This is a genomic window from Aquimarina rubra (assembly GCF_042684305.1).
Lineage (GTDB): Bacteria > Bacteroidota > Bacteroidia > Flavobacteriales > Flavobacteriaceae > Aquimarina > Aquimarina rubra.
Map to the genome: position 1 here is coordinate 195,715 of NZ_JBHULE010000002.1, position 24,779 is coordinate 220,493.

Genomic DNA, 24,779 nt, shown 5'->3' on the forward strand with positions numbered 1-24,779 from the left:
ATTACACATCACATATCATAATTCCTTCTTTTAGTGCTTCCAAACTATCCTTATAGGTTGGAATAAACTCCTGAGCTACATATCCGGTAAATCCATTCGTAAAGATCGCTTTCATTATGGCAGGATAATTTAACTCTTGCGTATGATTGATCTCGTGTCTTCCCGGAACACCTCCGGTATGATAATGCGCAATATACTCGTGATATTTGTTAATTGTTGCAATAATATCTCCTTCCATAATTTGCATATGATAGATATCGTACAGCAATTTAAAACTGGTAGAACCAATTTTATCCACGAGACTAACACCCCAAGGAGTATGATCACACTGATAATCTTTATGATCTACTTTACTATTTAGCAATTCCATAATGAGAGTGACATTATTTTTTTCGGCATATTTTACCAAAGGATTCAATCCTTTAGCACAATTTTCCAAGCCGATTTCATTAGAAATACCCTTACGATTACCAGAAAAAACAATCACCTGTTGTATTCCCGAGTGAGATGCTTGAGAGATAAGGTTTTGATATTTTCTCTGTAATTCTGAATGATTTTTTGGATCATTAAATCCATTAGTGATACTAGCAAAAGTATCCGTAGCTAGAGAACAGCTTAGTCCTTGTTTCATGACAATTCTCCATTCTTCCGGCTTCAATAAATCGATTGCTTTAATACCCATATCTTTTGATTTTTCTGCAAAACGTTCTAGAGGAATATTCTGGTAACACCACCGACAGACTGAATGATTAATATTCCCTTTTAAAGCGCTTTGAAATGAACCCAATACTTTTTCTGAAACTGAATGCCCCATTATTGTTCCTCCAAAGCCTAATGCACCTATACCAAAAGACAGGTTCTTAATAGCTTTTCTTCGATTAACTTTTAACATTGATTTTGATTTTATTTTTAATCTTTTACTAATTTAATTAATGATTTGTTAATTGTATTGTTAAAAAGCATACAAACTTCTTATATTAGAACCGGAATTTGCTCGCTACAAATTCTTTGACAAAACACAATATGTGTGTCATACTATAATACCTTTTTCTTCCTGAACAAGAAGAAAACAGACAAATAAAACTACTATCAGAACTTAAAATAGAGCTTATAATAACTCTATGTATGTTGTATTAAGTTAATATGACTGTGATGACGATTCATTCTATCGCAAGAATGTACTCGTTGAAATTTAATTATGGATTGTCTGAAAATATCAAAAAAGTATGGAACAAGAACCTCAATATGATGCAATAGTTGTAGGAACAGGAATTAGTGGTGGCTGGGCAGCCAAAGAACTTTGTGAAAAAGGACTCAAAACACTAGTCTTAGAACGCGGGCGTATGGTGACTCATATCGATGATTATAAAACAGCAAACGATGATCCTTGGGATTATGAGTTAAAAGGTGAACCTTCTAAAGAAGAAATTGCGGAGCAGCCTAAGCAACATCGTACTGGTTATGTTACAGATAAAGCACATCGTCATTTCTTTGTTAATGATTTAAAACATCCTTATAACGAAACAAAACGTTTTGATTGGATAAGAGGATATCACGTTGGTGGAAGATCTCTGATGTGGGGTAGACAAAGTTATAGATTATGTGATTTTGATTTTGAAGCTAATAAAAAAGAAGACATAGCAGTAGATTGGCCGGTACGATATAAAGACATTGCTCCCTGGTATGATAAAGTAGAAGAATTTATTGGAGTTAGTGGAGAAAAACTTGGTTTAGAGCAGTTACCAGACGGACAGTTTTTGCCTCCTATGGAATTAAATTGTGTAGAAGATCATTTAAAAAAGAATATCGCTCAGAATTATAAAGATCGTCTTCTTACCATAGGAAGAACCGCACATATTACAGGAACCAAAACCTTCGAAGGAAGGATGAATTGTCAATACCGTAATCGTTGTATGAGAGGTTGCCCTTTTGGAGCCTATTTTAGTAGTAACTCCTCTACCCTTCCTGCTGCAGAGAGAACAGGCAATATGACACTTCGACCTAACTCTATTGTGCATCAAGTACTTTACGATGATAAAACAGGGAAAGCTACTGGTGTAGAAGTGATTGATACATTAACCAAAGAAAAAACACAATTCACGGCAAAAGTTATATTTCTTTGCGCATCGGCAATCGCATCTGCTAGTATACTAATGCAATCTAAATCAGAGCGTTTTCCTAATGGAATGGGCAATGATTCTGGTGAATTGGGTCATAATATTATGGACCATCATTTTAAGGCTGGTGCCTTCGGAAAATACAATGGATTTAAAGATAAATATTACAAAGGACGACGTCCCAATGGAATTTATATTCCTCGTTTTAGAAATATAGGTGGCGAAACCGATCAAAAGAACTTTAAGCGTGGATATGGATACCAAGGAGGAGCAAGTCGAAGCAATTGGGAAGAAACCATTGCAGAACTCGGATATGGAACGGAACTAAAAGAAAAGATTTTGGAACCAGGTGGATGGCGAGTGGGTCTTATGGGATTCGGTGAATGCCTACCCTATCATGAAAACAAAATGACGTTGGATTATGATAAATTGGATGAATGGGGACTACCTACGGTGACCTTTGATGCAGAATTCAAAGAAAATGAATTAGAAATGCGAAAGGATATGATCCAACAGGCAATGGATATGCTTACTAAAGCAGGTTTTACTGATGTTCAGCCTTGGGATAGTATTGGTGCTCCGGGACTTGGGATTCATGAAATGGGGACTGCCAGAATGGGTAGAGATCCAAAAACATCTGTACTCAACGGAAATAACCAAATCCATGCAGTGCCTAATGTATATGTTACCGATGGAGCTTTTATGACCTCTGCAAGTTGTGTAAATCCATCATTAACCTATATGGCTTTTACAGCCAGAGCCGCAGATCACGCTGCAAAACAACTACAAAAAAACGCTTAATCTCCATACTATGAACAGAAGAGAAGCATTAAAAAACATAGGATTATCAGCAGGATACATTGCCGCTACTCCCACAATATTTAGTCTTTTGCAAAGTTGTCAAAAAGAATACGTATTAGACTGGACACCAGAACTTTTATCCATAGACGAAGGAAAAGCTTTAGAACAAATTGTAGATTTGATCATTCCTGAAACAGATATACCAGGTGCCAAATCATTGCACGTTCCTATGTTTATTGACAAGTTTATTAATAACGCTCTTGAGGAAGTAGAAGAAGCACAAATGTTTAAATATGGTGCAGGTATTATTATGAAAGAACTGGGAGTAAGCGAAGAAAAAAGTATAGATGATGTTACTATTGAAGAATATGATGCGCTATTATCCAACTATTTAAAACTTCCTAAAGAAAAACAAAAAGAACACTGGGAAGCAATATCGAAAGTAAAAACTCCCGAAGATTTAGCCAATGTTCCACAAGAAGCTATATCTTTTAGCTATCTTTCTTCTGTTAGAAGTTTATCCATTTTCGGATTTAAGACTTCAAAAGATATTGCAGAAAATGTGCTTAATTATTTACCTGTTCCAGGAGAATATGTGGGCTGCGATTCTGTTCAAAATCTAACCGGAGGAAAAGACTGGGCTTTATAATAACAACAACCTAACTAAACTTAACATTATGCACAAAACCATCTTTAAAGGACTACTATGCATATTAATTATTAGTTCTTGCAAGAATAAAACAACTGAAAACACCACTTCAGTGGAAAAAGAAGAAGAAAAAGTTATAGAAAAACCAACTACATCCGAGCCTTTCTTTGAATTATCACTGGCACAATGGTCACTTCATAGAGAAATACAATCCGGTAAATTAGATCCGATAGATTTTGCTGAAAAAGCAAGAGAATTAGGATTTACCGGAATCGAGTATGTAAGTCAGTTGTATACTGGTAAATATAAAGACGCGAAAAATCCTGAAACAGCCTTACAACAACTTCTCGATTCCTTAAAATCAAAAAGTGAAAAACATAACGTACAGAATCTGTTAATTATGGTAGATGGAGAAGGAGATTTAGCTGTGCTAGATGAAAAAGAAAGAAATCAAACCGTAGAGAATCATAAAAAATGGGTGGACGCAGCCCAATTTCTGGGGTGCCATTCGATCCGGGTCAACCTTTTTGGCACTAATGATCCTGAAAAATGGGTAGAAGTAGCTACCGATGGACTCACTAAACTATCTGACTATGCTGCAACAAAAGGAGTGAACGTGATTGTAGAAAATCATGGGTACTTATCGTCTGATGCTTCTTTACTTGTGAAAGTAATGCAAAAAGTAAACAAACCTAATTGCGGAACACTGCCTGATTTTGGTAATTTTTGTTTAGAACGTGAAGGAGGCGAACGTTGGGGCGCTAAGTGTGTTAAGGAGTATCCGAAATATAAGGGAATTGAAGAAATGATGCCATTTGCAAAAGGAGTAAGTGCAAAATCTTATGATTTTGATGCCAATGGAAATGAAACTACGATAGACTATAAAAAAATGCTAGAAATCGTCAAAGCATCTGGATATCAAGGCTATATCGGAGTAGAATACGAAGGAGAACGAATGAGTGAAATTGAAGGTGTTATAGCTACCCGAGACTTATTATTAAACCTCGGTAAACAATTAAACTAACCACTATTTATTATGAAGAAATTCATTCAGTTTCAGTTATCCCTAATGATGTTTTTAGAATTCTTTATTTGGGGTGGCTGGTTTGTAACTATGGGTATTTATTTGCCAAACACCTTGAATACTGATGGTGGAGAAATAGCCATGGCCTACTCTACTCAATCCTGGGGTGCTATTATCGCTCCGTTTATCATTGGACTCATTGCAGATAGATTTTTTAATGCAGAACGAATATTGGGTATACTACATCTTATAGGAGCTTTGTTAATGTATCAAATGGCGAATGCTTCAGACTTTTCGGTATTCTACCCGTATGTGTTAGGATATATGATTGCCTATATGCCTACATTGGCATTGGTAAATTCTGTATCCTTTAATCAGATGACGGATCCAGCTAAACAATTTTCTTTTGTTAGGGTTTTTGGTACTATAGGGTGGATTGTTGCTGGGCTTGTGATAAGTTATGTTTTCCATTGGGATTCTACAGAAGGTGTAGCTTCAGGAATGCTAAAAAACACTTTTTTAATGACAGCCGTTGCGTCAGGGATATTAGGAATATTTAGTTTTACTCTACCCAAGACACCTCCTAAAGTTAGTAAAGATCAACAAGTAACTATTTCAGATATTTTAGGTTTGGATGCCATAAAACTTTTGAAAGATAGAAACTTTTTAATGTTCTTCTTAGCTTCTATATTAATATGTATTCCACTTGCTTTTTATTATCAACACGCAGGGCAGTTTTTAGGAGAAATTGGTGTATCTAACCCTGCCGCAAAAATGACCATTGGTCAAATATCCGAAGTACTTTTTATGTTACTTCTACCCTTTTTCTTTAAGAAATTTGGTTTCAAAAAAACATTATTAGTGGGAATGTTAGCCTGGGCTGTTAGATATCTGTTATTTGCTTATGGAAACTCTGGGGAGTTCGCTTTTATGCTCCTAGTTGGAATCGCATTACACGGTATTTGTTACGATTTCTTTTTTGTGTCCGGACAGATTTATACAGATTCTAAGGCAGGAGAAAAATTTAAAAGTGCTGCGCAAGGTTTGATTACACTTGCCACTTATGGATTAGGAATGCTTATTGGGTTTTATGTTGCCGGAAAAATTACAGATGCTAATCTAGTAGCAGAAGGACAACACGATTGGAATAATATATGGATATTCCCAGCTATTTTTGCGGCTGTAGTGATGATATTATTTGCGATTTTCTTCAAAAATGAAAAAATAGAATATAAAGAAAACTAGTTATGTCCAGACTTAAAATGGGAATGGTTGGTGGTGGTATAGGATCTTTTATAGGAGATGTTCATCGTAAAGCTGCCAGTATAGACGGTATGATCGATTTGGTTTGTGGAGCATTTTCTTCTAGTAAGGAAAAAAGTCTAGCTTCTGCAAAAGAACTTGGCATATCAGACGATAGAGCGTATGGAAGTTTCGAAGAAATGATCAAGAAAGAAGCTAAGCTTCCCGAAGAAAAAAGAATGGAATTTGTAGCTATTGTCACTCCAAATCATATGCACTTCCCTCCTACAAAAATGGCGTTGGAACACGGTTTTCACGTGATTTGTGATAAGCCTTTATCATTGACCTTGGATGAAGCAATTGAATTGGAAAAAACAGTTTCATCTTCAGGAAAAGTATTTGCGTTGACTCATAACTATACAGGATACCCAATGGTAAAACAGGCTAAAGCAATGATAGCCAAAGGAGATTTAGGAACTATCCGAAAAATTAACGTGCATTATCTACAAGGATGGCTTTCTACAGCAGTAGAAAAAACCGGTCAAAAACAAGCAGCTTGGAGAGTGGATCCAAAACGTTCGGGAATTGGAGGCGCACTAGGCGATATCGGTACTCACGCTGAAAATCTAATTGAATATATAACAGATATTAAAATTAACGCAATTGCCGCGGATCTTACTGCTTTTGGAGATGGACGTAGTCTGGATGATGATGGAAATGTTTTATTACGTTTTGAAAACGGTGCCAAAGGAATTATGTCATTCTCACAAATAGCAACCGGAGAAGAAAACAACCTTGGAGTAAAAATCTATGGCACCAAAGGTAGTGTAGAATGGTATCAAGAAAACCCTAACCAACTTATCGTAAAATGGTTAGACAAACCAAAGCAAATATACACTCCAGGTGGAAATGGCACATATCCCGAGTCATCAGCGTACGTTAGAATTCCAGCAGGGCATCCTGAAGGATATTTAGAAGGTTTTGCCACTATTTACAGAAGCTTCGCTAAAGAATTGCTGGGTGTAAAAAACGGAAAAGATATTTCAACTAATCCCGATTTTCCGACAGTAATCGATGGTGTGAGGGGAATGAAATTTATATATGCTGCAGTAGAGAGCAGTAAAAACAATGCAAGTTGGATAAAAATGAATTAATATTATATAGAGTTTCCTCTACCTTGAGGGAGAGGATTAAGGTGAGGGTGTTCAACTAAAATCCCCTCATCCTAACCTTCTCCGCAAGGAGAAGGAACCGCGATTTTTAAAAAATTCTAGAACAACATGAAAACAATAAAGGGCCCGGCAATATTTCTAGCTCAGTTTATGGATGATAAAGCTCCATTTAATTCACTGGATGGATTATGCAAATGGGCATCAGATCTAGGTTATAAAGGCATACAAATCCCAACTTGGGAAACCAGATTGATAGACCTTGATACCGCATCAGAAAGTCAAACCTACTGTGATGAATTAAAAGGTAAAATTACTGATTACGGCCTAGAAATAACAGAATTATCCACACATCTGCAAGGGCAATTAGTAGCTGTACATCCAGCCTATGATTTGATGTTTGATAATTTTGCGCCAGATAGTTGTAAAAACAATCCGAAAAAGCGTACTGAATGGGCAATAACACAAGTTAAGAATGCAGCAACTGCTAGTAATCGATTAGGATTAAATGTGCACGCAACTTTTTCTGGAGCATTGCTATGGCACACAATGCATCCGTGGCCGCAACGCCCTGCAGGATTGGTGGAGATGGGATTTGAAGAATTAGCGAAAAGATGGTTACCTATTCTTAATCATTTTGATAAACAAGGCGTAGATGTTTGTTATGAAATTCATCCGGGCGAAGATTTGCACGATGGTATTACATTTGAACGTTTTCTAAAAGCTACCGGGAATCATAAAAGAGTAAATATTTTATATGATCCAAGCCATTTTGTACTACAACAATTGGATTACCTAGAATACATAGATCACTATCACGAGTTTATCAAAGCATTTCATGTGAAAGACTCTGAGTTTAATCCAACCGGAAAAAAAGGAGCTTTTGGCGGATATAGCGATTGGATAGATCGTGCAGGACGTTATCGCTCTCCTGGAGATGGACAAATTGATTTTAAGACGATTTTCTCTAAGCTTACGCAATATGGTTGTGATGTCTGGGCAGTAATGGAATGGGAATGCTGTATCAAATCTCCGGAGCAAGGGGCCAAAGAGGGCGCTCCTTTTATTCAAAAGCATATCATAGAAGCCACACAAAAAGCTTTTGATGATTTTGCCGGAGCTGATATTGATAAAAAACAACTTCGGGAAATTCTAGGTTTTAACAACTCTTGATGTTGCCTGAATTTCATATCTTTAATCAAGTTGCTGCTTAATTGGTAATTTCAAATATCATAAAAGTTTACAATGAGTACTACAATTACAAATTTTAATGATGCTGAATTCACGCAGGTTAGAGAAGCTCACCATGGAGCTATACAACTTATCAGAAGAGCTTACTATTTAATGCACGACTTTATCACTCCTGGTCGAACGTTAATACCACGACAAAGACAATTGATAGAAGATTCCTTATTTGCTACTTTTCTTTCCAGCACTAGTAATTTAAGACCACATACACATATCTCTAATTACAATTGGAATTTTAGATTGATCCATAGAAACTTGCAAAGATTGAATAGACACTCCTCACACTATGAAGTTCATAGATCTGCTAATGCAATTAACGGAGATGATTTTGTGAGAGGACATTCATCTGGATATGAATATGCCGAAAGCATAGGTACTCATAGTCATAGAAGGCAACCGGAAGACGAAAGATCCTACCTTATTTTGTATGATCCATTTTTCACTACTTCTTATAATAATAGATTACGTGTAATGATTCATGAAATGTGTCACGCAATATTAGGGTTTGATAATCCAAGGTCTCGTAGAAATCCAAATGTTGATGCCTTCTCAAATGACATTTATGTTACAAATTGGAATGTATTTAATGCAATGTCATTCAACCAAAGTATTCTTAATCCAGATAAGCATGCTCTTTTTGTTTTATTTTTATCAGAAATAACTCTAGAAATTATAGAAACCCATACAATTCATTAAATACATTCAGAAAATTGAAACAGAATTTTATAACCCCGCTAATTATTGTTGTTTTCTTTCTTTCTTGTAAGGAGGATAAAACCATAACCCCGCAAAAAGAAGAAACGAAAATTGAAACAAAAGCCCCCTCTAAACAGGAAGAAATCACCGACCCCAAAGAAACCGAAGTCTGGGATCCAGAACCAAAAGCGATCTCTTTTAATGACTCCAACGTACCATCTGATGCAACAATTCTATTTGACGGAAATGGTTTAGATCAATGGATCTCGACTAAAGATTCCACAGCCGCCGCCTGGACTATCAATCCTGATAAAACCATGACTGTAAAACCAGGAACTGGTGATATACAAACAAAAAACAATTTTGGAAGTGTTCAATTACACCTAGAATGGAAAGCTCCAGACGTAGTTGAAGGAGAAGGACAAGGAAGAGGAAATAGCGGAGTTTTCTTTCAGAATAAATATGAAGTACAAATTTTGGATAGTTATCAGAATCGTACCTATTCAAATGGACAAGCAACTTCTATTTATAAGCAACATATTCCATTAGTAAATGCTACCAAACCAAATGATCAATGGCAAACCTATGATATTATTTTCCATGCACCTGAATTTGATACAGATGGTAGAAAAACCAAATCAGGATTTTTTACAGTGATTCATAATGGAGTACTTGTACAAGATCATGTAGAAATTTTAGGAAGTACAGAATATATTGGCCCTCCTAAAAACGATCCACATGGTAAAGGACCTATCAAATTACAAGATCATAGCAATCCTGTACATTACAGAAATATTTGGGTAAGAGAACTTTAGTACTGTTTTTTTTGAATTATATATTCATTTGAAAAACAACTAAAAAATATAATAAAGTTCCATATAACAAGTGCAACCAGAAGAAATATGGTTTTGTACTAATTTGTATCAATAATGCTAGAGGTAGATTAAAAGCTGCCAGATAATTTCCATCTTTAATCTGTTTTAAGCTTTTTTTGAAAAGTAAATGACCCACGTCGGACTCCGGAAAAGAATGCGTGGCTACAGAGATTCCCAGCCATAAGAATATGATTTCACTATTAGGAATTAAATACTTACCCATATTAAATAAAACCATCGCTAATAAAGACATTTCCAAAAAAGGAATAAGCACCATTGCTAAAACATATGTATAACTGCGAGGCTTTTCGTGTTCAACGGATAATACATGTTCATCCAATGCAAGATAGTTTACCTTTTGCACTTGCAAACCCAACATATTGCATATTAATTTATTTATAAAAGCTTTTAAAATTAATCCGGGAAAGGTAATAAGCCTGATAGCATATCCGATTAGTAAATCCATGGGTAGTTAGTTGTGGTTATAAAAGTTTTAATTGATAGTATTAAAACGTAACACTTTGGAATTACCCTACCCCTGATAAAAATTATTTGATTATCCTTAATGTCTAATAAATTATGATAGCAGGATGAGATTTGGAAATAAATTCGGAATGACACTAAAAGCACAATTATTATTCAAAACAAACATTCATAAAAAAACTATGATTCTAAAAAAGTTCTAAAACTTTAATCACTGATTGGCGATAAAATCTTCAATCTCTTTATCTTCAAAAACAGGGTTTGCACCTTCACTTCCTGCGACCATTGCTCCTATTGCACAAGCAAAATCTAAGGCTAATTGGGGATCACTTTTTTGTAGTAGCTTAGAAATTAGAGTTGCTAAAAAAGAGTCTCCGGCTCCTACTGTATCCACTACTTCAATCTTGTATCCATTATTATGATACAAAGATCCTTCATAAAATAATGTGGCGCCTTTTCCTCCTTTGGTAACACAAATTTGATCTGTATTTGTATGATTTGCTATTTCTTTTATCTGCTTGTGCAGTGTAGTTTCTTTAATGCTAAAATGATTACAGATTTCATCAAGTTCTTCATCGTTTAACTTAATAAAATTTGCTCTTTTCATTAATTCAGAAAGCAATGCTGAATCGTAATGCGGTGGACGAAGATTTACATCCAAAATCTTGAATTTCGCTTCATCAAGCAAATCGAATAAAGTCTTTCTGGAAATATCATTCCTGGCAGCCAAACTACCAAAAATTATTGCATCTGATGCTTTGACATCCCTAAGAGCTTCCTTCGAACTATTGATAAAATCCCAAGCAACCGGACGACTGATTTCATAAGAAGCTGTACCCTCACTATCCAGGTTCACTAATACCTCTCCTGTATGATGTTGATAGTCTTTCTGTATTGTTTCTGAAGACAACCCTTGTTTATCGATATAAGCGATAAGATCATGCCCTAAATCATCTACACCAACTCTAGTGATAATAGAAGAATCGATCCCCATTGTTTTTAATCGTAAAGCAACGTTAAGTGGAGCACCTCCAATTTTTTTATGGTGTGGAAATATATCCCAAAGTACTTCTCCGAAACAGCTTATTTTCATGGTTTTATAAATTTCATCTAAGATATTAATTATTAAACTTTTACCCTACTAAAAAAACAACCCTCACCGGTTAACTACTCCGATGAGGGTCTAGGTTGAAGCCAAAAAAATTAAACTAACTCAACTTACACTCAATTAACAGCTTCAACTTTTCTAATATATCTTATAATTCTTTATTCAAAATGGATTCTAGCCTGCACTAGAATGACAAAATGATATTGTTTTTAGACTGAATTTAATTTCTCTTTGATCTTATCTAAACACAAATTATTGATACTCCCGATATGACTGTGTTTTGTGTTTTTTTCAGGCTTATAATTTCCGTTTTCGATATCTATTCCAATTTTTACATATGCATCTCTAAAAGACATTCCTTTCATCACTAATTCATTAAGTGTATCAACACTAAATAGATAATCATATTTAGAATCATCTAAAATGGCTTCATTCACCCTGACGCTTTTCAATGCGTAGATTGCCATTTCTAAACATGCTTTTAGATCCTGAATCGCCGGAACAATTCCTTCCTTTAGCAATTGTAAATCTCTATGGTAACCACTAGGTAAATTATTGGTTAACAAACTTAATTCATAAGGCAATGCCTGTATTTTGTTACACTTTCCTCTAATTAGTTCAAATACATCCGGATTCTTCTTATGTGGCATGATACTGGAACCCGTAGTTAATTCTGATGGAATGCCCATAAAATCAAAATTCTGACTCATATATAAACACACATCCATTGCCAGTTTAGATAATGTTCCTGCAATACTACTCATGGCAAAGGCAGTAGATTTTTCGGATTTACCTCTACTCATCTGTGCAGCTACTACATTATATTTTAGCGATTCGAAACCTAGTTCTTTGGTGGTAAACTCTCTATCAATGGGAAATGAACTTCCGTATCCGGCTGCACTACCTAAAGGATTCTGATCTACAACTTTTAATGCTGCATTTACAAAATATACATCATCCACAAAACTCTCTGCATATGCCGAAAACCATAATCCAAATGAAGACGGCATCGCAATCTGAAAGTGTGTATATCCCGGTAATAGCACTTCTTTATATTTTTCTGCAGAGTTTAATAAGTTTTCAGACAATTCTTTGACCTGAGATTTAATACCTAATAATTCCTCTTTCAAATATAAATGCATAGCCACTAACACTTGATCATTTCTAGATCTCGCAGTGTGAATCCGCTTTCCGGCGTCGCCTATCTTTTTTGTTAATTCAAATTCAATTTTAGAATGTACATCTTCAAACTGATCTTCAATTACAAAAGTTCCTTCTTCAATATGATTTGCCAATACATCTAGTTCTGTCTCTATTGCCGAGATATCATGATCAGAAAGTAATTCTATCTGATGCAACATTTTAGCATGGGCTAAGGTTGCTTGTATATCATATTTTGCAATGACCAAATCCAGTTGCCTATCATTTCCGACAGTAAACATATCTATCTTTTGGTCTGTTGGTAATCCTTTATCCCAAAGTTTCATTTCTCTATTTTTAAAAGAGTACAGAAAAAAGAATATAGCGAAAAGACAACCCAGCGCTTCAATCTATTTTCTTATTTCCTTTCTCTATTTTTCCTATTTCTTTTAAACGATTCCTTCTAAAATTTTAATATATAATGCTACCCCTTCTTTGATCTCCTCTACATATATAAATTCATCCGCAGAATGTGATCTGGTGGAATCTCCAGGTCCTAATTTTAACGACGGACAACTTAATACCGATTGATCTGATAGTGTAGGTGATCCATAAGTTGTTCTTCCTAATGCAATTCCTGATTTTACAATAGCGTGATCTTTTGGTATTGATGAAGAGCCTAAATGTAAGGATCGTGGTTTCACCTCGACATTCTTAGGCATTGCTTGTTTAACCAATTCTAAAACTTCCTCATTTTTATACTTATCATTTACTCTAATATCAACAACCAGATTACAATGAGAAGGCACTACATTATGCTGGTTACCAGCATTAATTTGTGTTACTGTCATTTTTACATCTCCCAGAGTTTCGGAAGTCTTTTCGAATTGATACTTCTTAAACCAATCAATTACATCAAGTGTGTTATATATAGCATTATCATCATTAGGATGTGCTGCATGACTAGCTGTTCCGTTTACAGACACATCTAATACTAACAATCCTTTTTCTGCGATCGCTAATTGCATCAATGTTGGTTCTCCAACAATAGCGAATTCAACATTTTTTAAGTATTTCAGGATACTTTTTAACCCTAACGGACCACTACTCTCTTCTTCTGCAGAAGCTGCGATAACAAAGTTATAGTTCAAGTCTTCTTTATTATAGAAATATGTAAATGTGGCAATTAAAGAAACTAAGCATCCTCCAGCATCATTGCTTCCTAATCCGTATAATTTTCCATCTTCTACAAATGCTTTAAAGGGATCGTTGGTATAATTACCATTAGGCTTTACCGTATCGTGATGGGAGTTTAATAAAATAGTTGGTTTGGTCTCATCAAAATATTTGTTATATGCCCAAATATTATTATTCTCTCTTTCAAAAGGAATATCATATTGGTGAAACCAATTTTCAATCAAGATTGCAGTGCCTTCTTCTTCTGAGGAAAAAGACTGTGTTTCGATTAATGCAAGTAAAAGCTTAATGGCTTTGCTTGTTAGTTTTTCAATATCTGAGTATCTGAGTATCTGAGTATCTGAGTTATCAGATGTAAGATTCTCTTTATCATCAATTTCTGATTTATATTTTTTATTTCTAATACTTTCCATTTCTTATTTTTTAAAACTCAAGAACTCACAACTAAAATGCTCACAAACTCAAAGTCGTATGTTTTATAGTATTATCTTTTATAAAATCCGCATTAGCTATATGTACTTTACTTACATCTTTCTGCAATGCATCAAAACAGTTTTTCAATTTTGGCAACATTCCATCCGAAATTGCTTCAGCGTCTCTTAACTCAGAGTACTTTTCTAAATTTATATACTCAATTACGGAATCTTTATCTTCTATATTTTCCAGAACACCTTTAAGTTCAAAACAATAGAAAAGTGACACATCATAATATGCCCCCATTGCTGAAGCAATTTCTGAAGCAATCGTATCTGCATTAGTATTGAACAATTGACCATTCGTATCATGAGTTACAGCACAAAAAACCGGAGTTATTCCTAATTCTAAAAAACCTTTTAAAGTTTTACTATTTACACTAGTTACATCACCAACATATCCATAATCAACAAACTGAGCAGGTCTTTTATCCGCTACTATCAAATTTGCATCAGCTCCTGTTAATCCTAGCGCATTACAGTTATTTTTTTGCAAACCAGCAACAATAGTTTTATTCAATAAACCTGCATAGGTCATTACTACAATCTCCAGATTCTCTGCAGAAGTTATTCTTCTACCATCGATCATTTCGGTTCTTACTCCTAATCTTGAAGCTAGTTTAGTAGCTGATTTTCCTCCACCGTGGATTAAGATTCTTGGACCTTCAACTTTAGAGAAATCTTTTAGAAAAGAATCCAAGGCATTTTTATCTTCTATGATGTTGCCACCAATCTTTGCAACTAATAATTTTTGTTTTGTTTCCATTCTAATTATTCTTTTCACCTTAATTTTCTCCCCCAAAAAGAAGAAGAAACTGTGATCGCTTATTTATTTTCTAATATCTTCTTTAACACCAACTGAGCAGCGTAGGTTCTGTTATTAGCCTGTTCGATTACTATCGAATTTTCACTATCAATAACAACGTCATCTACCACAACATTTCTTCTTACCGGTAAACAGTGCATTAACTTTGCATTATTAGTTAGCTTCATTTTCTCTTCGGTAATTTTCCAACTTTGATCCTGAGATGTCTTTCCATAGTGTGTATAAGAACTCCAATTCTTCACATATACAAAATCGGCATCTTTCAAAGCGTTTTCCTGATTGTACTCTATGGGCACCTCATTAGTAATCTGACTGGCTAACTCAAATCCCTCAGGGTGGGTAATTACAAAATCTGCGTCCATACGCTGCGTCATTTCTACAAAAGAATTTGCAACTGCCTGTGGTAAGGCTTTCGGATGCGGTGCCCATGATAGTACAATCTTTGGTTTATGCGTTGTTTTATGTTCTGTGATGGTAATTGCATCTGTTAATGCCTGTAAGGGATGACCTGTAGCGCTTTCCATATTGATTACTGGAATACTGGCATACTTTATAAAACTTTTTAATACATTTTCCTCATAATCCTCTTCTTTGCTTTCCAGTTTAGCAAAAGCTCTGATTGCTAACACATCACAATATTGTGAAACTACCTGAGCTGCTTCCTTGACGTGTTCTGAATTACCTTGATCCATTACGGTTCCATCGCCATATTCTAAAGACCAACCTTCTCCGGTAAAATTCATTACGACCACATTCATTCCTAAATTCAAAGCAGCTTTCTGCGTACTTAAACGAGTACGTAAGCTAGGATTAAAAAATAATAACCCAATGGTTTTATCTGTTCCTAATGCCTTATTAGACAAAGGGTCTTTCTTTAGTTCAATCGCTTCATTCACCCAGTGATCAAGTGAATCTATATCTTTTATTGAAAAGTAATTGTTCATAGTAGTTTTCCAAGATTTAAGAATAGAGAAAATAGAGTAAAGACTTTTTAAAGTTTGTTTTGAAAACTCATTGTCATTCTTTGAAACTCTTCTAATTTATTCTCCATAATTTCTAATTTTTAGGTTTTTATAATTATGTCATTTACTCATATACTCTATTTTCTAAACTCTGTTTTCTATTTTCTACAACAACTCTAGTAAAAGAAATCTTTTTATCAATTGCGTTCACCATAAAATTATCTTCCAGACCATTAACGATCCAGGTTTCTATATCTGCGTTTTGGGTAATGCTTGCTGCTTGTATTTTAGATTGCATTCCTCCAGTACCATGTATAGAAATTGACGAAACTATTTCGCTTGCTAACGATTCTATATCATCAACTTCTTCTATGGTATCATAGGTGCTATTCTCTACAGATTCTTTAGTACAAATGCCATTCGTATTAGTAGCGATTACTAGCAAATCAGCTTCTAGCAAACAAGCTGTTAGTGCCGCTAACTTATCATTATCACCAAACTGAATTTCGTCGGTAGCTACCGTATCATTTTCATTTATGATAGGTATATAATTATTTGCTACTAAAACATTGATGGTGTTCACGATATTCTTTTTGGATTGTTCTCTTTCAAAATCAGAATAAGACAATAAACATTGAGAGGTTAGTAACCCTAAATCTCTAAAACTCTCCTGAAAAATCCGCATTAAATGCGGTTGTCCGATTGAGGCCAAAGCTTGTTTTACATTAATTTCCTTACCGTTACTTTCTAGATTTACAAATTGTTTTGCCACAGCTATTGCACCTGAACTGACAATAACAAATTCATATGTATCCTGCAAGGCAACTATTTGCCTGCCAATATCTTCTATTTTACCTCTAGAAATATGATCTGTTCCTTTTGTCAAAACATTAGATCCCATCTTGAGTATAATTCTCTTTTTATCTGATCTGTCCATCTCCATGTATATACCATTTATTTGTAACCAGATGCTGTAACCCTATTGGGCCTCTTTGGTGTAATTTATCTGTACTTATTGCTAGTTCTCCTCCTAATCCTAACTGAAAACCATCCGTAAACCTTGTGGAAGCATTATGATATACTGCTGCACAATCTACATTTGCCATAAAAGTCTCCGCTTGCTTCTGATTTCTGGTGATAATTGCAGCAGAATGCCCTCCGCTATATTTATTTATTTTGGAAATTGCTTCTGGAGCATTTTCTGCTTCTCCAATCACAATTTTATAGTCCAAAAATTCTTCTTGCCATATACCTTCATTAGAAATAGGACTTACTTCGTCATATTTTGATAAAGATGCATCACCTAATATTTCCACATTGAAGTTTTTGAGTGTTGTGATGAGATTTCGAACAAAATCTTCCTTGTTAGGAAGGTTTTTGTCAATCAATACCTTATCCACTGCATTACAAGCAGAAATCTTATCTGTTTTACCGTTGATTATATTGTCTAAAGCCAAAGCTCGATCTGCCTCATTATGCACATAAACAAAGTTATTACCACGCCCACTTACAATAACAGGACAAGTCGCATGTTGTTTTACAAACGTTATCAGTTTTTCTCCTCCTCTGGGAACAATAAGATCCACATTTTGAGTCGGTTTTTCTAAAAATGCTTGAGTTTCTGTTCTATTATAATTAAGGTATTCTACCCAATCTGTTGAAATAGTATTCTCTTTAAGTGCTTGATGCCAAAGTTTCACTATTTCTAAATTAGAGTTTAGAGATTCTTTACCTCCTTTTAATAAAATCTTATTTCCCGATTTGAATGCAATTCCAGCTGCTTCTATAGTTACATCCGGTCTGGATTCATAAATAATTAACACTGTTCCAAAAGAAGCCGTTTTATTGTATACCTGCATGCCGTTATCGTGGGTAAATCGAAAACGCTCTACTCCTATCGGATCTTCCTGACTTGCCAGTTGTTCGAGAGCAGAAATCATAGCTTCTATTTTATGATGATCTACTTTTAATCGATCACGCATCGCTACATCAGCTCCAGTATAAGATTCGAGATCTTTTAGATTTGCACTTATTATGCTATCTCTATGTTGATCAACCAGTACTGCCATCTTTTGTAATACAGCGTTTCTTTGTGATATATCTAGTGTAATACTCATATTTATATCTTTTCTGGTACTAAAACTTTTTTTAATGCCTTTATAAATTGATCTATTTCTGATTTACCAATGGTTAATGGAGGAAGTATTCGTAGTAACTTTTTGTTCATAGCACCTCCTGTAAAAATATGTTCATCATAGATGAGTTTCTTCCGAAGATCACTTACTTCAAAATCAAATTCTAACCCTAACATCAATCCTCTCCCTTTTACTTTTTTAACTCCCGGTATATGTAGTGCTTCAGAGATAAAATAATCTCCCGTTAGCTTAGCATTATCAATCAAATTCTCAGTTTCTAATATTTCCAAAACTGATAAAGCCGCAACACAAGCAAGATGATTTCCCCCAAAAGTTGTCCCCAACATTCCATAACTTGGTTCAATGTGTGGTGCGATCATAATTCCTCCTATTGGGAAACCATTACCCATTCCTTTTGCAATCGAAATAATATCAGGTGTAATCGAATGATGCTGATGCGCAAAGAATTTTCCAGTCCTTCCAAACCCAGCCTGTACTTCGTCTAGAATTAACACAACATTATTTTCTTTGCACAGTTTTTCTAATCCTTTAAAAAAATCCGTTGTTCCTTCATCTAAACCTCCAACTCCCTGTATAGGTTCTATAATTACAGCACATACATCCCCTTTTTTTAATTCAGCTTGTACTAAAACTAAATTATTTAATGGTAAAAAAGTGACATCTTGTTGTTTGTTTAGAGGTGAATTAATCTTAGGGTTATCTGTAGCGGCAACTGCTGCCGAAGTTCTTCCGTGAAAACCATTATCAAATGATATTACTCTGGATTTTCCTGTATAGAAAGAAGCAAGTTTTAGTGCATTTTCATTGGCTTCAGCTCCAGAATTACATAAAAACAGCTGGTATTCGTTATATCCAGAAAGTTTTCCTAATTTCTCGGCTAATTCAGATTGTAGACTATTTTGAACGGCATTAGAATAAAATCCTATTTTTTCTATTTGTTCTTTTAGTCTTTTTACATAATGTGGATGTCCGTGTCCAACGGATATCACCGCATGACCACCATATAAATCCAAATATTCAGTTCCATTTTTATCTATTACGATGCTGTCATAAGCATTTACAGGCTCGACGTCGTACAGTGGATATACATCAAATAGTTTCATATTTTTCTTTTTTATAAAGAGAATAAAGAGAAGAGAAAATAGATAAAAAGTCTATGCTCTATTTTATTAAATCTTTACCTCTTACTTAATCGTATTAATTTTTTCATAAGAAGCCATCACTCCTTTTATTACAGATGAACTTAACCCTTGGTGTTCCATTTCATTTAACCCCTCGATCGTGCATCCTTGTGGTGTGGTTACTTTATCAATTTCACGTTCAGGATGCGTTCCATTTTCTGCTACTAATGTTGCCGCCCCTATAGCCGTTTGTACCGCGATAATCTGAGCTTCATGTGGATGGAATCCCATCTGAATTCCTCCTTGGATCATTGCTCTAAGAAATCGCAAAAAGAAAGCAATACCGCTAGCTCCTAAAACAGTAGCGGCCTGCATTAATCTTTCTTCAATTATCAAAGTTTCTCCAATAGTATCAAACATTTTTTCTACAATCGACAATTCCTCTTTCACATCATCATTAGCTGCGATGCAGGTCATAGACAGTTTTTTTGCTGCTCCTGTATTAGGCATTACCCGCACTACTTTATTATTGGGAACTACCTCATTAATTTCTGCGATAGAAGTTCCTGTTACCGTAGAAATTAATATCTGATCCTTGGTCAACACATCTTTAATCTCTTGCAGAACTGCATTTAATTGTCTTGGTTGTACGCATAGAATTACCCATTTTACATCTTTTATGGATTCTATAATGTTCTGTGAAGTTGATACTCCTAGTTTTTCTTCTACTTCTTTTAAGTTATACTTCGATTTATCAACTACAGTAATATTTTTTGCTTCGAAAAGATTGCTATTGGATAATCCAGATATTATGGATTTCCCTAAGTTACCTCCTCCTATGATTGTTATTTTATTCATCTTCATTTCTTTTGTCAGTCTGAGCCTGTCGAAGACTCAATTTTATCAGCTTTGCTATTGCACTTCGACACCTGTCCGTCTCTGGAGGAAGCCCAGTGTGACACTTGTTGCTTTTAAAAAGCGCTCGCTTTTAGTTCTAATCCTGTTTTTTCTTCTATTCCAAACATCAAGTTCATATTATGAATAGCTTGACCGGATGCTCCTTTTATTAAATTATCAATAACCGACGTTATTACTAACATTCCATTATTCTTACTGATATGGAGAATACATTTATTCGTGTTTACAACTTGTTTCAGATGAATTTCTTGATCTGATACCACAGTAAATTTTGTATCCTTATAAAAGGAAGTATAGAGCTCTTTAGCCTCTTCTTCGGATCCATCATACTTCGTGTACATGGTAGCATAAATTCCTTTACTAAAATTACCTCGGTTAGGGATAAAGAAAACCGGAGCTTCAAAATCGTTTTGCAATTGTGAAATACTCTGATTTATTTCGTCTAAATGTTGATGTGTAAACACCTTATAACTAGAAAAGTTATTATCTCTCCAGCTAAAATGTGTAGTTCCACCAGGCATTACTCCTGCTCCCGTACTTCCTGTTGTCGCATTCACGTGGATTGTCTCTTTTAATTCCCCTACTGAAGCCAATGGCAATAATCCTAACTGGATCGCTGTAGCAAAACATCCTGGATTTGCAATGTTCTGAGCTGTTTTAATAGCTTCTTTTTGCAATTCTGGTAAACCGTAGATAAAATTTCTATCTAGAAAACTTTTGTCATTTTCTAACCTGAAATCATTTCCCAAGTCGATGATTTTAGTATCATTAGAAAAAGTATGTGCTTCTAAGAATGCTCTGGATCTTCCGTGACCAAGACATAGAAATAAAACATCTACATCCGGATTAATGGTATCTGTAAAAGAAAGATCTATATCCCCTAACAGATCCACGTGTTGTTTATTTACAGAAACTCCTGCATTAGTTGTACTATAAACAAAATCCAGCTCAACTTTTGGATGATGAACTAATAACCTCAATAATTCTCCTGCGGTATATCCCGATCCTCCTATTATTCCGACTTTGATCATGATTCGTTTGGATTTACGTTATGATATATCTTATTTGCATTTCCGTAGATTTTGATAAAACCTTTTGCGTCATCAGAGGTCCAAGAATTATTCATCTCTCCGTATTGACCAAAATCTGATTTCATCATATCAAAATCTGACTCAATTCCTTCCAATGTAAAATGATATGGTTTTAACTTCACTATTACATCGCCAGTTACCGACTTCTGAGAATCATCAAGAAACACTTCGATGTTTCTCATAACCGGATCTAGATAATTTCCTTCGTGTAAAAGCATTCCATACCAATTTGCTAATTGTTCTTTCCAGTATTGTTGCCACTTGGTCAATACATGTTTTTCTAATAAATGGTGTGCCTTGATAATTACCAAAGGTGCAGCTGCTTCAAATCCCACTCTTCCTTTAATTCCGATAATAGTATCTCCCACATGGATATCTCTACCAATTGCAAAAGCACTCGCCAATTCTTCTAATTTCTGAATATTCTTAACTGGTGTATCCTTGATTCCGTCTAAACCGACTAATTCGCCTTTCTCAAAATTTAACGTAATGGTTTCTTCGTTCTCTTTCTGAAGTTGACTTGGATAAGCATCTTCAGGCAAAGCATTATTGGATGTTAAGGTTTCTTTTCCTCCTACACTAGTTCCCCAAATACCTTTATTAATAGAATACTGAGCTTTTTCCCAGCTGTAGTCAACTCCGTATTTTTTAAGAAACTCAACTTCCTCTTGTCTCGATAATTTTAAATCTCTAATAGGAGTGATAATTTCAATTTCGGGAGCTAATGTTTGAAAAATAACATCAAATCTTATTTGATCGTTACCGGCTCCTGTACTACCGTGTGCAATATATTTTGCGCCGACTTTCTTTGCATAATTAATTACCTCAATGGCCTGAAAAATCCTTTCTGCACTCACCGATAATGGATAGGTATTATTCTTAAGAACATTACCAAAAATCAAATATTTGATCGCTTTTTGATAAAATTCATTCAAAATTGTTTTATTTATGTGTGATGTGCTTCCTAATTCATACGCTCTCTTTTCGGTATGTTTTAGTTCTTCTTCAGAAAACCCACCGGTGTTTACCAAGATAGTATGAACTTCCAGATTCTTTTCGTGAATGAGATATTTTACGCAGTATGAAGTATCTAAACCTCCACTGTATGCTACTACTACTTTTTCCATAACAACAATTGTTTATTGCTTGTAAGCATGGTTTGCTTAATTTTTTTTAATCTTTTTAATACTTTTTTATCGTACCACTTTTCTTTTTTCTTAATTCCGTTAGCGGGGTCATATAACATTCCTGTGCATAGGCACATCTTATGATCTTTAGCAGTAAGAATATCATAGTTCGTGCATGTTTTGCATCCAGCCCAAAACTTAGGGTCATCAGTTAACTCAGAAAAAGTAACTGGTTTATATCCTAAATCGGAATTTATTTTCATTACCGCCAAACCTGTGGTGATACCAAAAACTTTGGAATGCGGATACTTCTGTAACGAATAATTAAAGGTGAATTCTTTAATCTTTTTTGCCAGTCCTTGATTTCTAAAATCAGGATGTACAATAAGACCAGAATGAGCCACATACTTTTCGTGCCCCCAAACTTCGATATAACAGAACCCTGCAAATTTGCCTTTACACAAGGCTATAATTGCATTTCCATTATTCATTTTGGTCTGTATATACTCAGGTGTCCGCTTAGCTATGCCAGTTCCTCTAACTTTGGCAGAGTCTGATATTACGTCACAAATTTCCTGTGCATAACCCAAATGGTCATTATTAGCTATGATAATTTCTATCTGTTTCATAAACGAATTACGTTTATCAAAAAAGTTCAATACTTAAAATTTATAGGGTATAATTCCGTGGGAGATTGACATTTAGTTTAATTAAATAATAATACAGACTTAATTCTTCTGTAAAAGAAATTCAAACTAAAGCAAAATTGGAATATTTTTTAGGGGAAGCAGGACGCACCTACTTCAGAATAATTTTAGACCCCCAAGGGGCGACGAAAGCGGCGTGCAGATATATTGGTATTAATTGATCCGTTCAAAAATTGAACACTAACTTCTGTAATAATAAAATTTGCCGTTTTCATAATAGTAACTCTAAATCGTCGGCCGTAGCCCCTTTCGTTAACTAGATAGTACAATATTACATAAAAAAAATCTTTAGGTGAAAGGAAAAAACCGACATTCTTTCAGAATTATCATTTTCACAAAAACTAAATCATATTTTGACTAAATCTTAATAAATTCAATTAAATAATCACATTAAATTAATTATCAAATAGTTAAATTACTTAGAGATGATTGTTTAATAACATTAAAAATGTGCTAATAATTCAATCTTTTGTAAGGTGCATCGTCAATTAATCCTCGTAATAAGGGATATTTTATTATAGTATTGATTAATCATAATTCCACATCATAAATACCTATTTTACAATACGAAAAGGATTGAGAATAAGTTTTTGATCAAAAAATCACGACTTTTTTGAGCTTTCTTAATATTTTTAACATATAAATTTTGTGGAAATAAAAAAAAACTATACTTTTGGTTAACCAGATTGGTCAACCAGTTAAAATCAAAACCAGTATTATGAATATTAAAACGGAAAAGGAGACGGATGTCTTGTCCAGTCCCAAGCAAGGTTCCGAAGAAATAATTATCTCTAAAATTAGGGAATTAATTGTTTCTAAGCAACTCGAACCGGGCGATAAGCTTCCTGCAGAAAGAATATTAGCAGAAAAATTGGGAGTAAGCCGTAATCAATTACGTCAAGCTATCCAAAAATTAGAATTTTATGGGTTAGTAAAAAAATATCCTCAAAGTGGTACTCGTGTATCCAATATAGGTGTAACTGCCCTAAATGGAATGATGTCAGATATTTTACAATTACAGGAACCAGATTTTAAATCACTGGTAGAAACCAGATTGATATTAGAAACCAATGCAGTGCGCCTAGCTGCAACCCGAAGAACCGATGAGCATCTATTTCAAATACAAGAAGCTCATAAAGCGTATAGTGAAAAGGCAATAAACGGACTAAACGCAGTAGAAGAAGATTTAATGTTTCATCTTAAACTATCTGAAGCAAGTGGTAATAGTGTGATCAACTCTCTTATGTTAGTAATTACACCCGAAATTATTACACATTTTGTAGCCAACAAAGTTTGTAATAAAGATGAAAACCACTTACTAATAAAAGAACATCAAGCGATCATTGATGCAATTATTGATAAAGATCCTGATAGAGCAGTTGCTAAACTAGAAGATCACTTTAAAGATTTATATAAATTTTGTTATGATCAAGAATAAATAAAAACAAGGGGAATAATTCTAATACCACTACAATATGTAACAAAAAAAAACAGCAATAAAAAAAGGGACAGCTACCACACTTATCCCTTAATTTTCGAAACTTTACTTAATTAAAAAAGTAAAATTAATACTATAATTACTTATAGATAGATTAACACAAAGATAGGAAAAATAGATAAACACTTTTGGATTTATCATTTTAAAGCTT

The 24,779-nt window shown here is 34.5% G+C and carries 23 protein-coding genes; 9 read left to right on the top strand and 14 right to left on the bottom strand.

Features of this window, described 5'->3' with window-relative positions; all coding sequences use genetic code 11:
• Nucleotide 1 precedes the first annotated feature (1 nt).
• A complete protein-coding gene (locus ACFSR1_RS01375; protein ID WP_378288889.1) occupies nt 2–892 on the bottom strand; it encodes a hydroxypyruvate isomerase family protein in 891 nt (296 codons plus the stop codon).
• A gap of 334 nt (nt 893–1,226) precedes the next feature.
• Between ACFSR1_RS01375 and ACFSR1_RS01380 the strand changes: the two genes are divergently transcribed.
• The 8 genes from ACFSR1_RS01380 to ACFSR1_RS01415 all read left to right on the top strand — a co-directional run bounded on the left by ACFSR1_RS01380 (nt 1,227) and on the right by ACFSR1_RS01415 (nt 9,761).
• The gene (locus ACFSR1_RS01380) at nt 1,227–2,918 is read left to right on the top strand and encodes a GMC oxidoreductase (RefSeq protein ID WP_378288891.1); all 1,692 of its coding nucleotides are present in this window, start codon (nt 1,227–1,229) and stop codon (nt 2,916–2,918) included.
• A 10-nt stretch (nt 2,919–2,928) separates the two neighbouring features.
• A complete protein-coding gene (locus ACFSR1_RS01385; RefSeq protein WP_378288893.1) occupies nt 2,929–3,567 on the top strand; it encodes a gluconate 2-dehydrogenase subunit 3 family protein in 639 nt (212 codons plus the stop codon).
• A 28-nt stretch (nt 3,568–3,595) separates the two neighbouring features.
• Nucleotides 3,596–4,591 (top strand): sugar phosphate isomerase/epimerase family protein, encoded by a 996-nt coding sequence (locus tag ACFSR1_RS01390; RefSeq protein WP_378288895.1) that lies wholly within the window; start codon nt 3,596–3,598, stop codon nt 4,589–4,591.
• 12 nt (nt 4,592–4,603) lie between these two features.
• Complete coding sequence (locus ACFSR1_RS01395) at nt 4,604–5,836, top strand: MFS transporter (protein ID WP_378288897.1); 1,233 nt, start codon at nt 4,604–4,606, stop codon at nt 5,834–5,836.
• A gap of 2 nt (nt 5,837–5,838) precedes the next feature.
• The gene (locus ACFSR1_RS01400) at nt 5,839–6,987 is read left to right on the top strand and encodes a Gfo/Idh/MocA family protein (protein ID WP_378288899.1); all 1,149 of its coding nucleotides are present in this window, start codon (nt 5,839–5,841) and stop codon (nt 6,985–6,987) included.
• A gap of 126 nt (nt 6,988–7,113) precedes the next feature.
• A complete protein-coding gene (locus ACFSR1_RS01405; RefSeq protein ID WP_378288901.1) occupies nt 7,114–8,175 on the top strand; it encodes a sugar phosphate isomerase/epimerase family protein in 1,062 nt (353 codons plus the stop codon).
• A gap of 72 nt (nt 8,176–8,247) precedes the next feature.
• Complete coding sequence (locus ACFSR1_RS01410) at nt 8,248–8,946, top strand: hypothetical protein (protein WP_378288903.1); 699 nt, start codon at nt 8,248–8,250, stop codon at nt 8,944–8,946.
• A gap of 14 nt (nt 8,947–8,960) precedes the next feature.
• The gene (locus tag ACFSR1_RS01415; protein ID WP_378288905.1) at nt 8,961–9,761 is read left to right on the top strand and encodes a 3-keto-disaccharide hydrolase; all 801 of its coding nucleotides are present in this window, start codon (nt 8,961–8,963) and stop codon (nt 9,759–9,761) included.
• A gap of 16 nt (nt 9,762–9,777) precedes the next feature.
• Here the strand turns inward: ACFSR1_RS01415 and ACFSR1_RS01420 are convergent, their stop codons facing one another.
• From ACFSR1_RS01420 to ACFSR1_RS01480, 13 genes are all read right to left on the bottom strand, one after another.
• Entirely contained in the window at nt 9,778–10,287 is a 510-nt protein-coding gene (locus ACFSR1_RS01420) for a hypothetical protein (RefSeq protein ID WP_378288907.1), read from the bottom strand.
• 228 nt (nt 10,288–10,515) lie between these two features.
• Entirely contained in the window at nt 10,516–11,397 is an 882-nt protein-coding gene (locus ACFSR1_RS01425) for a carbohydrate kinase family protein (RefSeq protein ID WP_378288909.1), read from the bottom strand.
• Between the two features lie 224 nt (nt 11,398–11,621).
• A complete protein-coding gene (gene argH / locus ACFSR1_RS01430) occupies nt 11,622–12,899 on the bottom strand; it encodes an argininosuccinate lyase (RefSeq protein WP_378288911.1) in 1,278 nt (425 codons plus the stop codon).
• Nucleotides 12,900–13,001: 102 nt separating this feature from the next.
• Nucleotides 13,002–14,162, bottom strand: a complete 1,161-nt coding sequence (locus ACFSR1_RS01435) for a M20 family metallo-hydrolase (protein ID WP_378288913.1) — start codon at nt 14,160–14,162, stop codon at nt 13,002–13,004.
• 40 nt (nt 14,163–14,202) lie between these two features.
• On the bottom strand, nt 14,203–14,988 hold the full coding sequence (gene argB, locus ACFSR1_RS01440) for an acetylglutamate kinase (RefSeq protein WP_378288915.1): 786 nt from the start codon (nt 14,986–14,988) through the stop codon (nt 14,203–14,205).
• Between the two features lie 59 nt (nt 14,989–15,047).
• Nucleotides 15,048–15,992 carry an N-acetylornithine carbamoyltransferase gene (locus tag ACFSR1_RS01445; protein ID WP_378288917.1) on the bottom strand — a complete coding sequence of 315 codons (945 nt, stop codon included), beginning with the start codon at nt 15,990–15,992 and terminating at the stop codon, nt 15,048–15,050.
• Nucleotides 15,993–16,134: 142 nt separating this feature from the next.
• Complete coding sequence (gene proB, locus ACFSR1_RS01450) at nt 16,135–16,947, bottom strand: glutamate 5-kinase (RefSeq protein WP_378288919.1); 813 nt, start codon at nt 16,945–16,947, stop codon at nt 16,135–16,137.
• Nucleotides 16,931–18,127, bottom strand: a complete 1,197-nt coding sequence (locus tag ACFSR1_RS01455) for a glutamate-5-semialdehyde dehydrogenase (RefSeq protein ID WP_378288921.1) — start codon at nt 18,125–18,127, stop codon at nt 16,931–16,933. The genes proB and ACFSR1_RS01455 overlap by 17 nt, the downstream gene beginning before the upstream one ends.
• A 2-nt stretch (nt 18,128–18,129) precedes the next feature.
• Nucleotides 18,130–19,269: an aspartate aminotransferase family protein gene (locus ACFSR1_RS01460; protein WP_378288923.1), complete on the bottom strand. Its 1,140-nt coding sequence runs from the start codon at nt 19,267–19,269 to the stop codon at nt 18,130–18,132.
• 81 nt (nt 19,270–19,350) lie between these two features.
• Nucleotides 19,351–20,145, bottom strand: coding sequence for a pyrroline-5-carboxylate reductase (gene proC / locus ACFSR1_RS01465; protein WP_378288925.1), 795 nt, complete (start codon nt 20,143–20,145; stop codon nt 19,351–19,353).
• A 113-nt stretch (nt 20,146–20,258) separates the two neighbouring features.
• Nucleotides 20,259–21,236: an N-acetyl-gamma-glutamyl-phosphate reductase gene (gene argC, locus ACFSR1_RS01470; protein WP_378288927.1), complete on the bottom strand. Its 978-nt coding sequence runs from the start codon at nt 21,234–21,236 to the stop codon at nt 20,259–20,261.
• A complete protein-coding gene (locus tag ACFSR1_RS01475; RefSeq protein ID WP_378288929.1) occupies nt 21,233–22,423 on the bottom strand; it encodes an argininosuccinate synthase in 1,191 nt (396 codons plus the stop codon). Before ACFSR1_RS01475 ends, argC begins: the two co-directional genes overlap by 4 nt.
• Nucleotides 22,411–23,052, bottom strand: coding sequence for a GNAT family N-acetyltransferase (locus ACFSR1_RS01480; protein WP_378288931.1), 642 nt, complete (start codon nt 23,050–23,052; stop codon nt 22,411–22,413). Before ACFSR1_RS01480 ends, ACFSR1_RS01475 begins: the two co-directional genes overlap by 13 nt.
• A 796-nt stretch (nt 23,053–23,848) precedes the next feature.
• Between ACFSR1_RS01480 and ACFSR1_RS01485 the strand changes: the two genes are divergently transcribed.
• The gene (locus ACFSR1_RS01485; protein WP_378288933.1) at nt 23,849–24,568 is read left to right on the top strand and encodes a FadR/GntR family transcriptional regulator; all 720 of its coding nucleotides are present in this window, start codon (nt 23,849–23,851) and stop codon (nt 24,566–24,568) included.
• The last annotated feature ends 211 nt before the right edge of the window (nt 24,569–24,779 follow it).

Coding starts and splice junctions, on each gene's coding strand:
- ACFSR1_RS01385 (WP_378288893.1), top strand. CDS start 2,929: ATGAACAGAAGAGAAGCATTAAAAAACATAGGATTATCAGCAGGATAC.
- ACFSR1_RS01480 (WP_378288931.1), bottom strand. CDS start 23,052: ATGAAACAGATAGAAATTATCATAGCTAATAATGACCATTTGGGTTAT.
- ACFSR1_RS01445 (WP_378288917.1), bottom strand. CDS start 15,992: ATGAACAATTACTTTTCAATAAAAGATATAGATTCACTTGATCACTGG.
- ACFSR1_RS01395 (WP_378288897.1), top strand. CDS start 4,604: ATGAAGAAATTCATTCAGTTTCAGTTATCCCTAATGATGTTTTTAGAA.
- ACFSR1_RS01460 (WP_378288923.1), bottom strand. CDS start 19,269: ATGAAACTATTTGATGTATATCCACTGTACGACGTCGAGCCTGTAAAT.
- argH (WP_378288911.1), bottom strand. CDS start 12,899: ATGAAACTTTGGGATAAAGGATTACCAACAGACCAAAAGATAGATATG.
- proB (WP_378288919.1), bottom strand. CDS start 16,947: ATGGACAGATCAGATAAAAAGAGAATTATACTCAAGATGGGATCTAAT.
- ACFSR1_RS01425 (WP_378288909.1), bottom strand. CDS start 11,397: ATGAAAATAAGCTGTTTCGGAGAAGTACTTTGGGATATATTTCCACAC.
- ACFSR1_RS01455 (WP_378288921.1), bottom strand. CDS start 18,127: ATGAGTATTACACTAGATATATCACAAAGAAACGCTGTATTACAAAAG.
- argB (WP_378288915.1), bottom strand. CDS start 14,988: ATGGAAACAAAACAAAAATTATTAGTTGCAAAGATTGGTGGCAACATC.
- ACFSR1_RS01390 (WP_378288895.1), top strand. CDS start 3,596: ATGCACAAAACCATCTTTAAAGGACTACTATGCATATTAATTATTAGT.
- ACFSR1_RS01410 (WP_378288903.1), top strand. CDS start 8,248: ATGAGTACTACAATTACAAATTTTAATGATGCTGAATTCACGCAGGTT.
- proC (WP_378288925.1), bottom strand. CDS start 20,145: ATGAATAAAATAACAATCATAGGAGGAGGTAACTTAGGGAAATCCATA.
- ACFSR1_RS01435 (WP_378288913.1), bottom strand. CDS start 14,162: ATGGAAAGTATTAGAAATAAAAAATATAAATCAGAAATTGATGATAAA.
- ACFSR1_RS01475 (WP_378288929.1), bottom strand. CDS start 22,423: ATGGAAAAAGTAGTAGTAGCATACAGTGGAGGTTTAGATACTTCATAC.
- ACFSR1_RS01375 (WP_378288889.1), bottom strand. CDS start 892: ATGTTAAAAGTTAATCGAAGAAAAGCTATTAAGAACCTGTCTTTTGGT.
- ACFSR1_RS01485 (WP_378288933.1), top strand. CDS start 23,849: ATGAATATTAAAACGGAAAAGGAGACGGATGTCTTGTCCAGTCCCAAG.
- ACFSR1_RS01405 (WP_378288901.1), top strand. CDS start 7,114: ATGAAAACAATAAAGGGCCCGGCAATATTTCTAGCTCAGTTTATGGAT.
- ACFSR1_RS01420 (WP_378288907.1), bottom strand. CDS start 10,287: ATGGATTTACTAATCGGATATGCTATCAGGCTTATTACCTTTCCCGGA.
- argC (WP_378288927.1), bottom strand. CDS start 21,236: ATGATCAAAGTCGGAATAATAGGAGGATCGGGATATACCGCAGGAGAA.
- ACFSR1_RS01400 (WP_378288899.1), top strand. CDS start 5,839: ATGTCCAGACTTAAAATGGGAATGGTTGGTGGTGGTATAGGATCTTTT.
- ACFSR1_RS01380 (WP_378288891.1), top strand. CDS start 1,227: ATGGAACAAGAACCTCAATATGATGCAATAGTTGTAGGAACAGGAATT.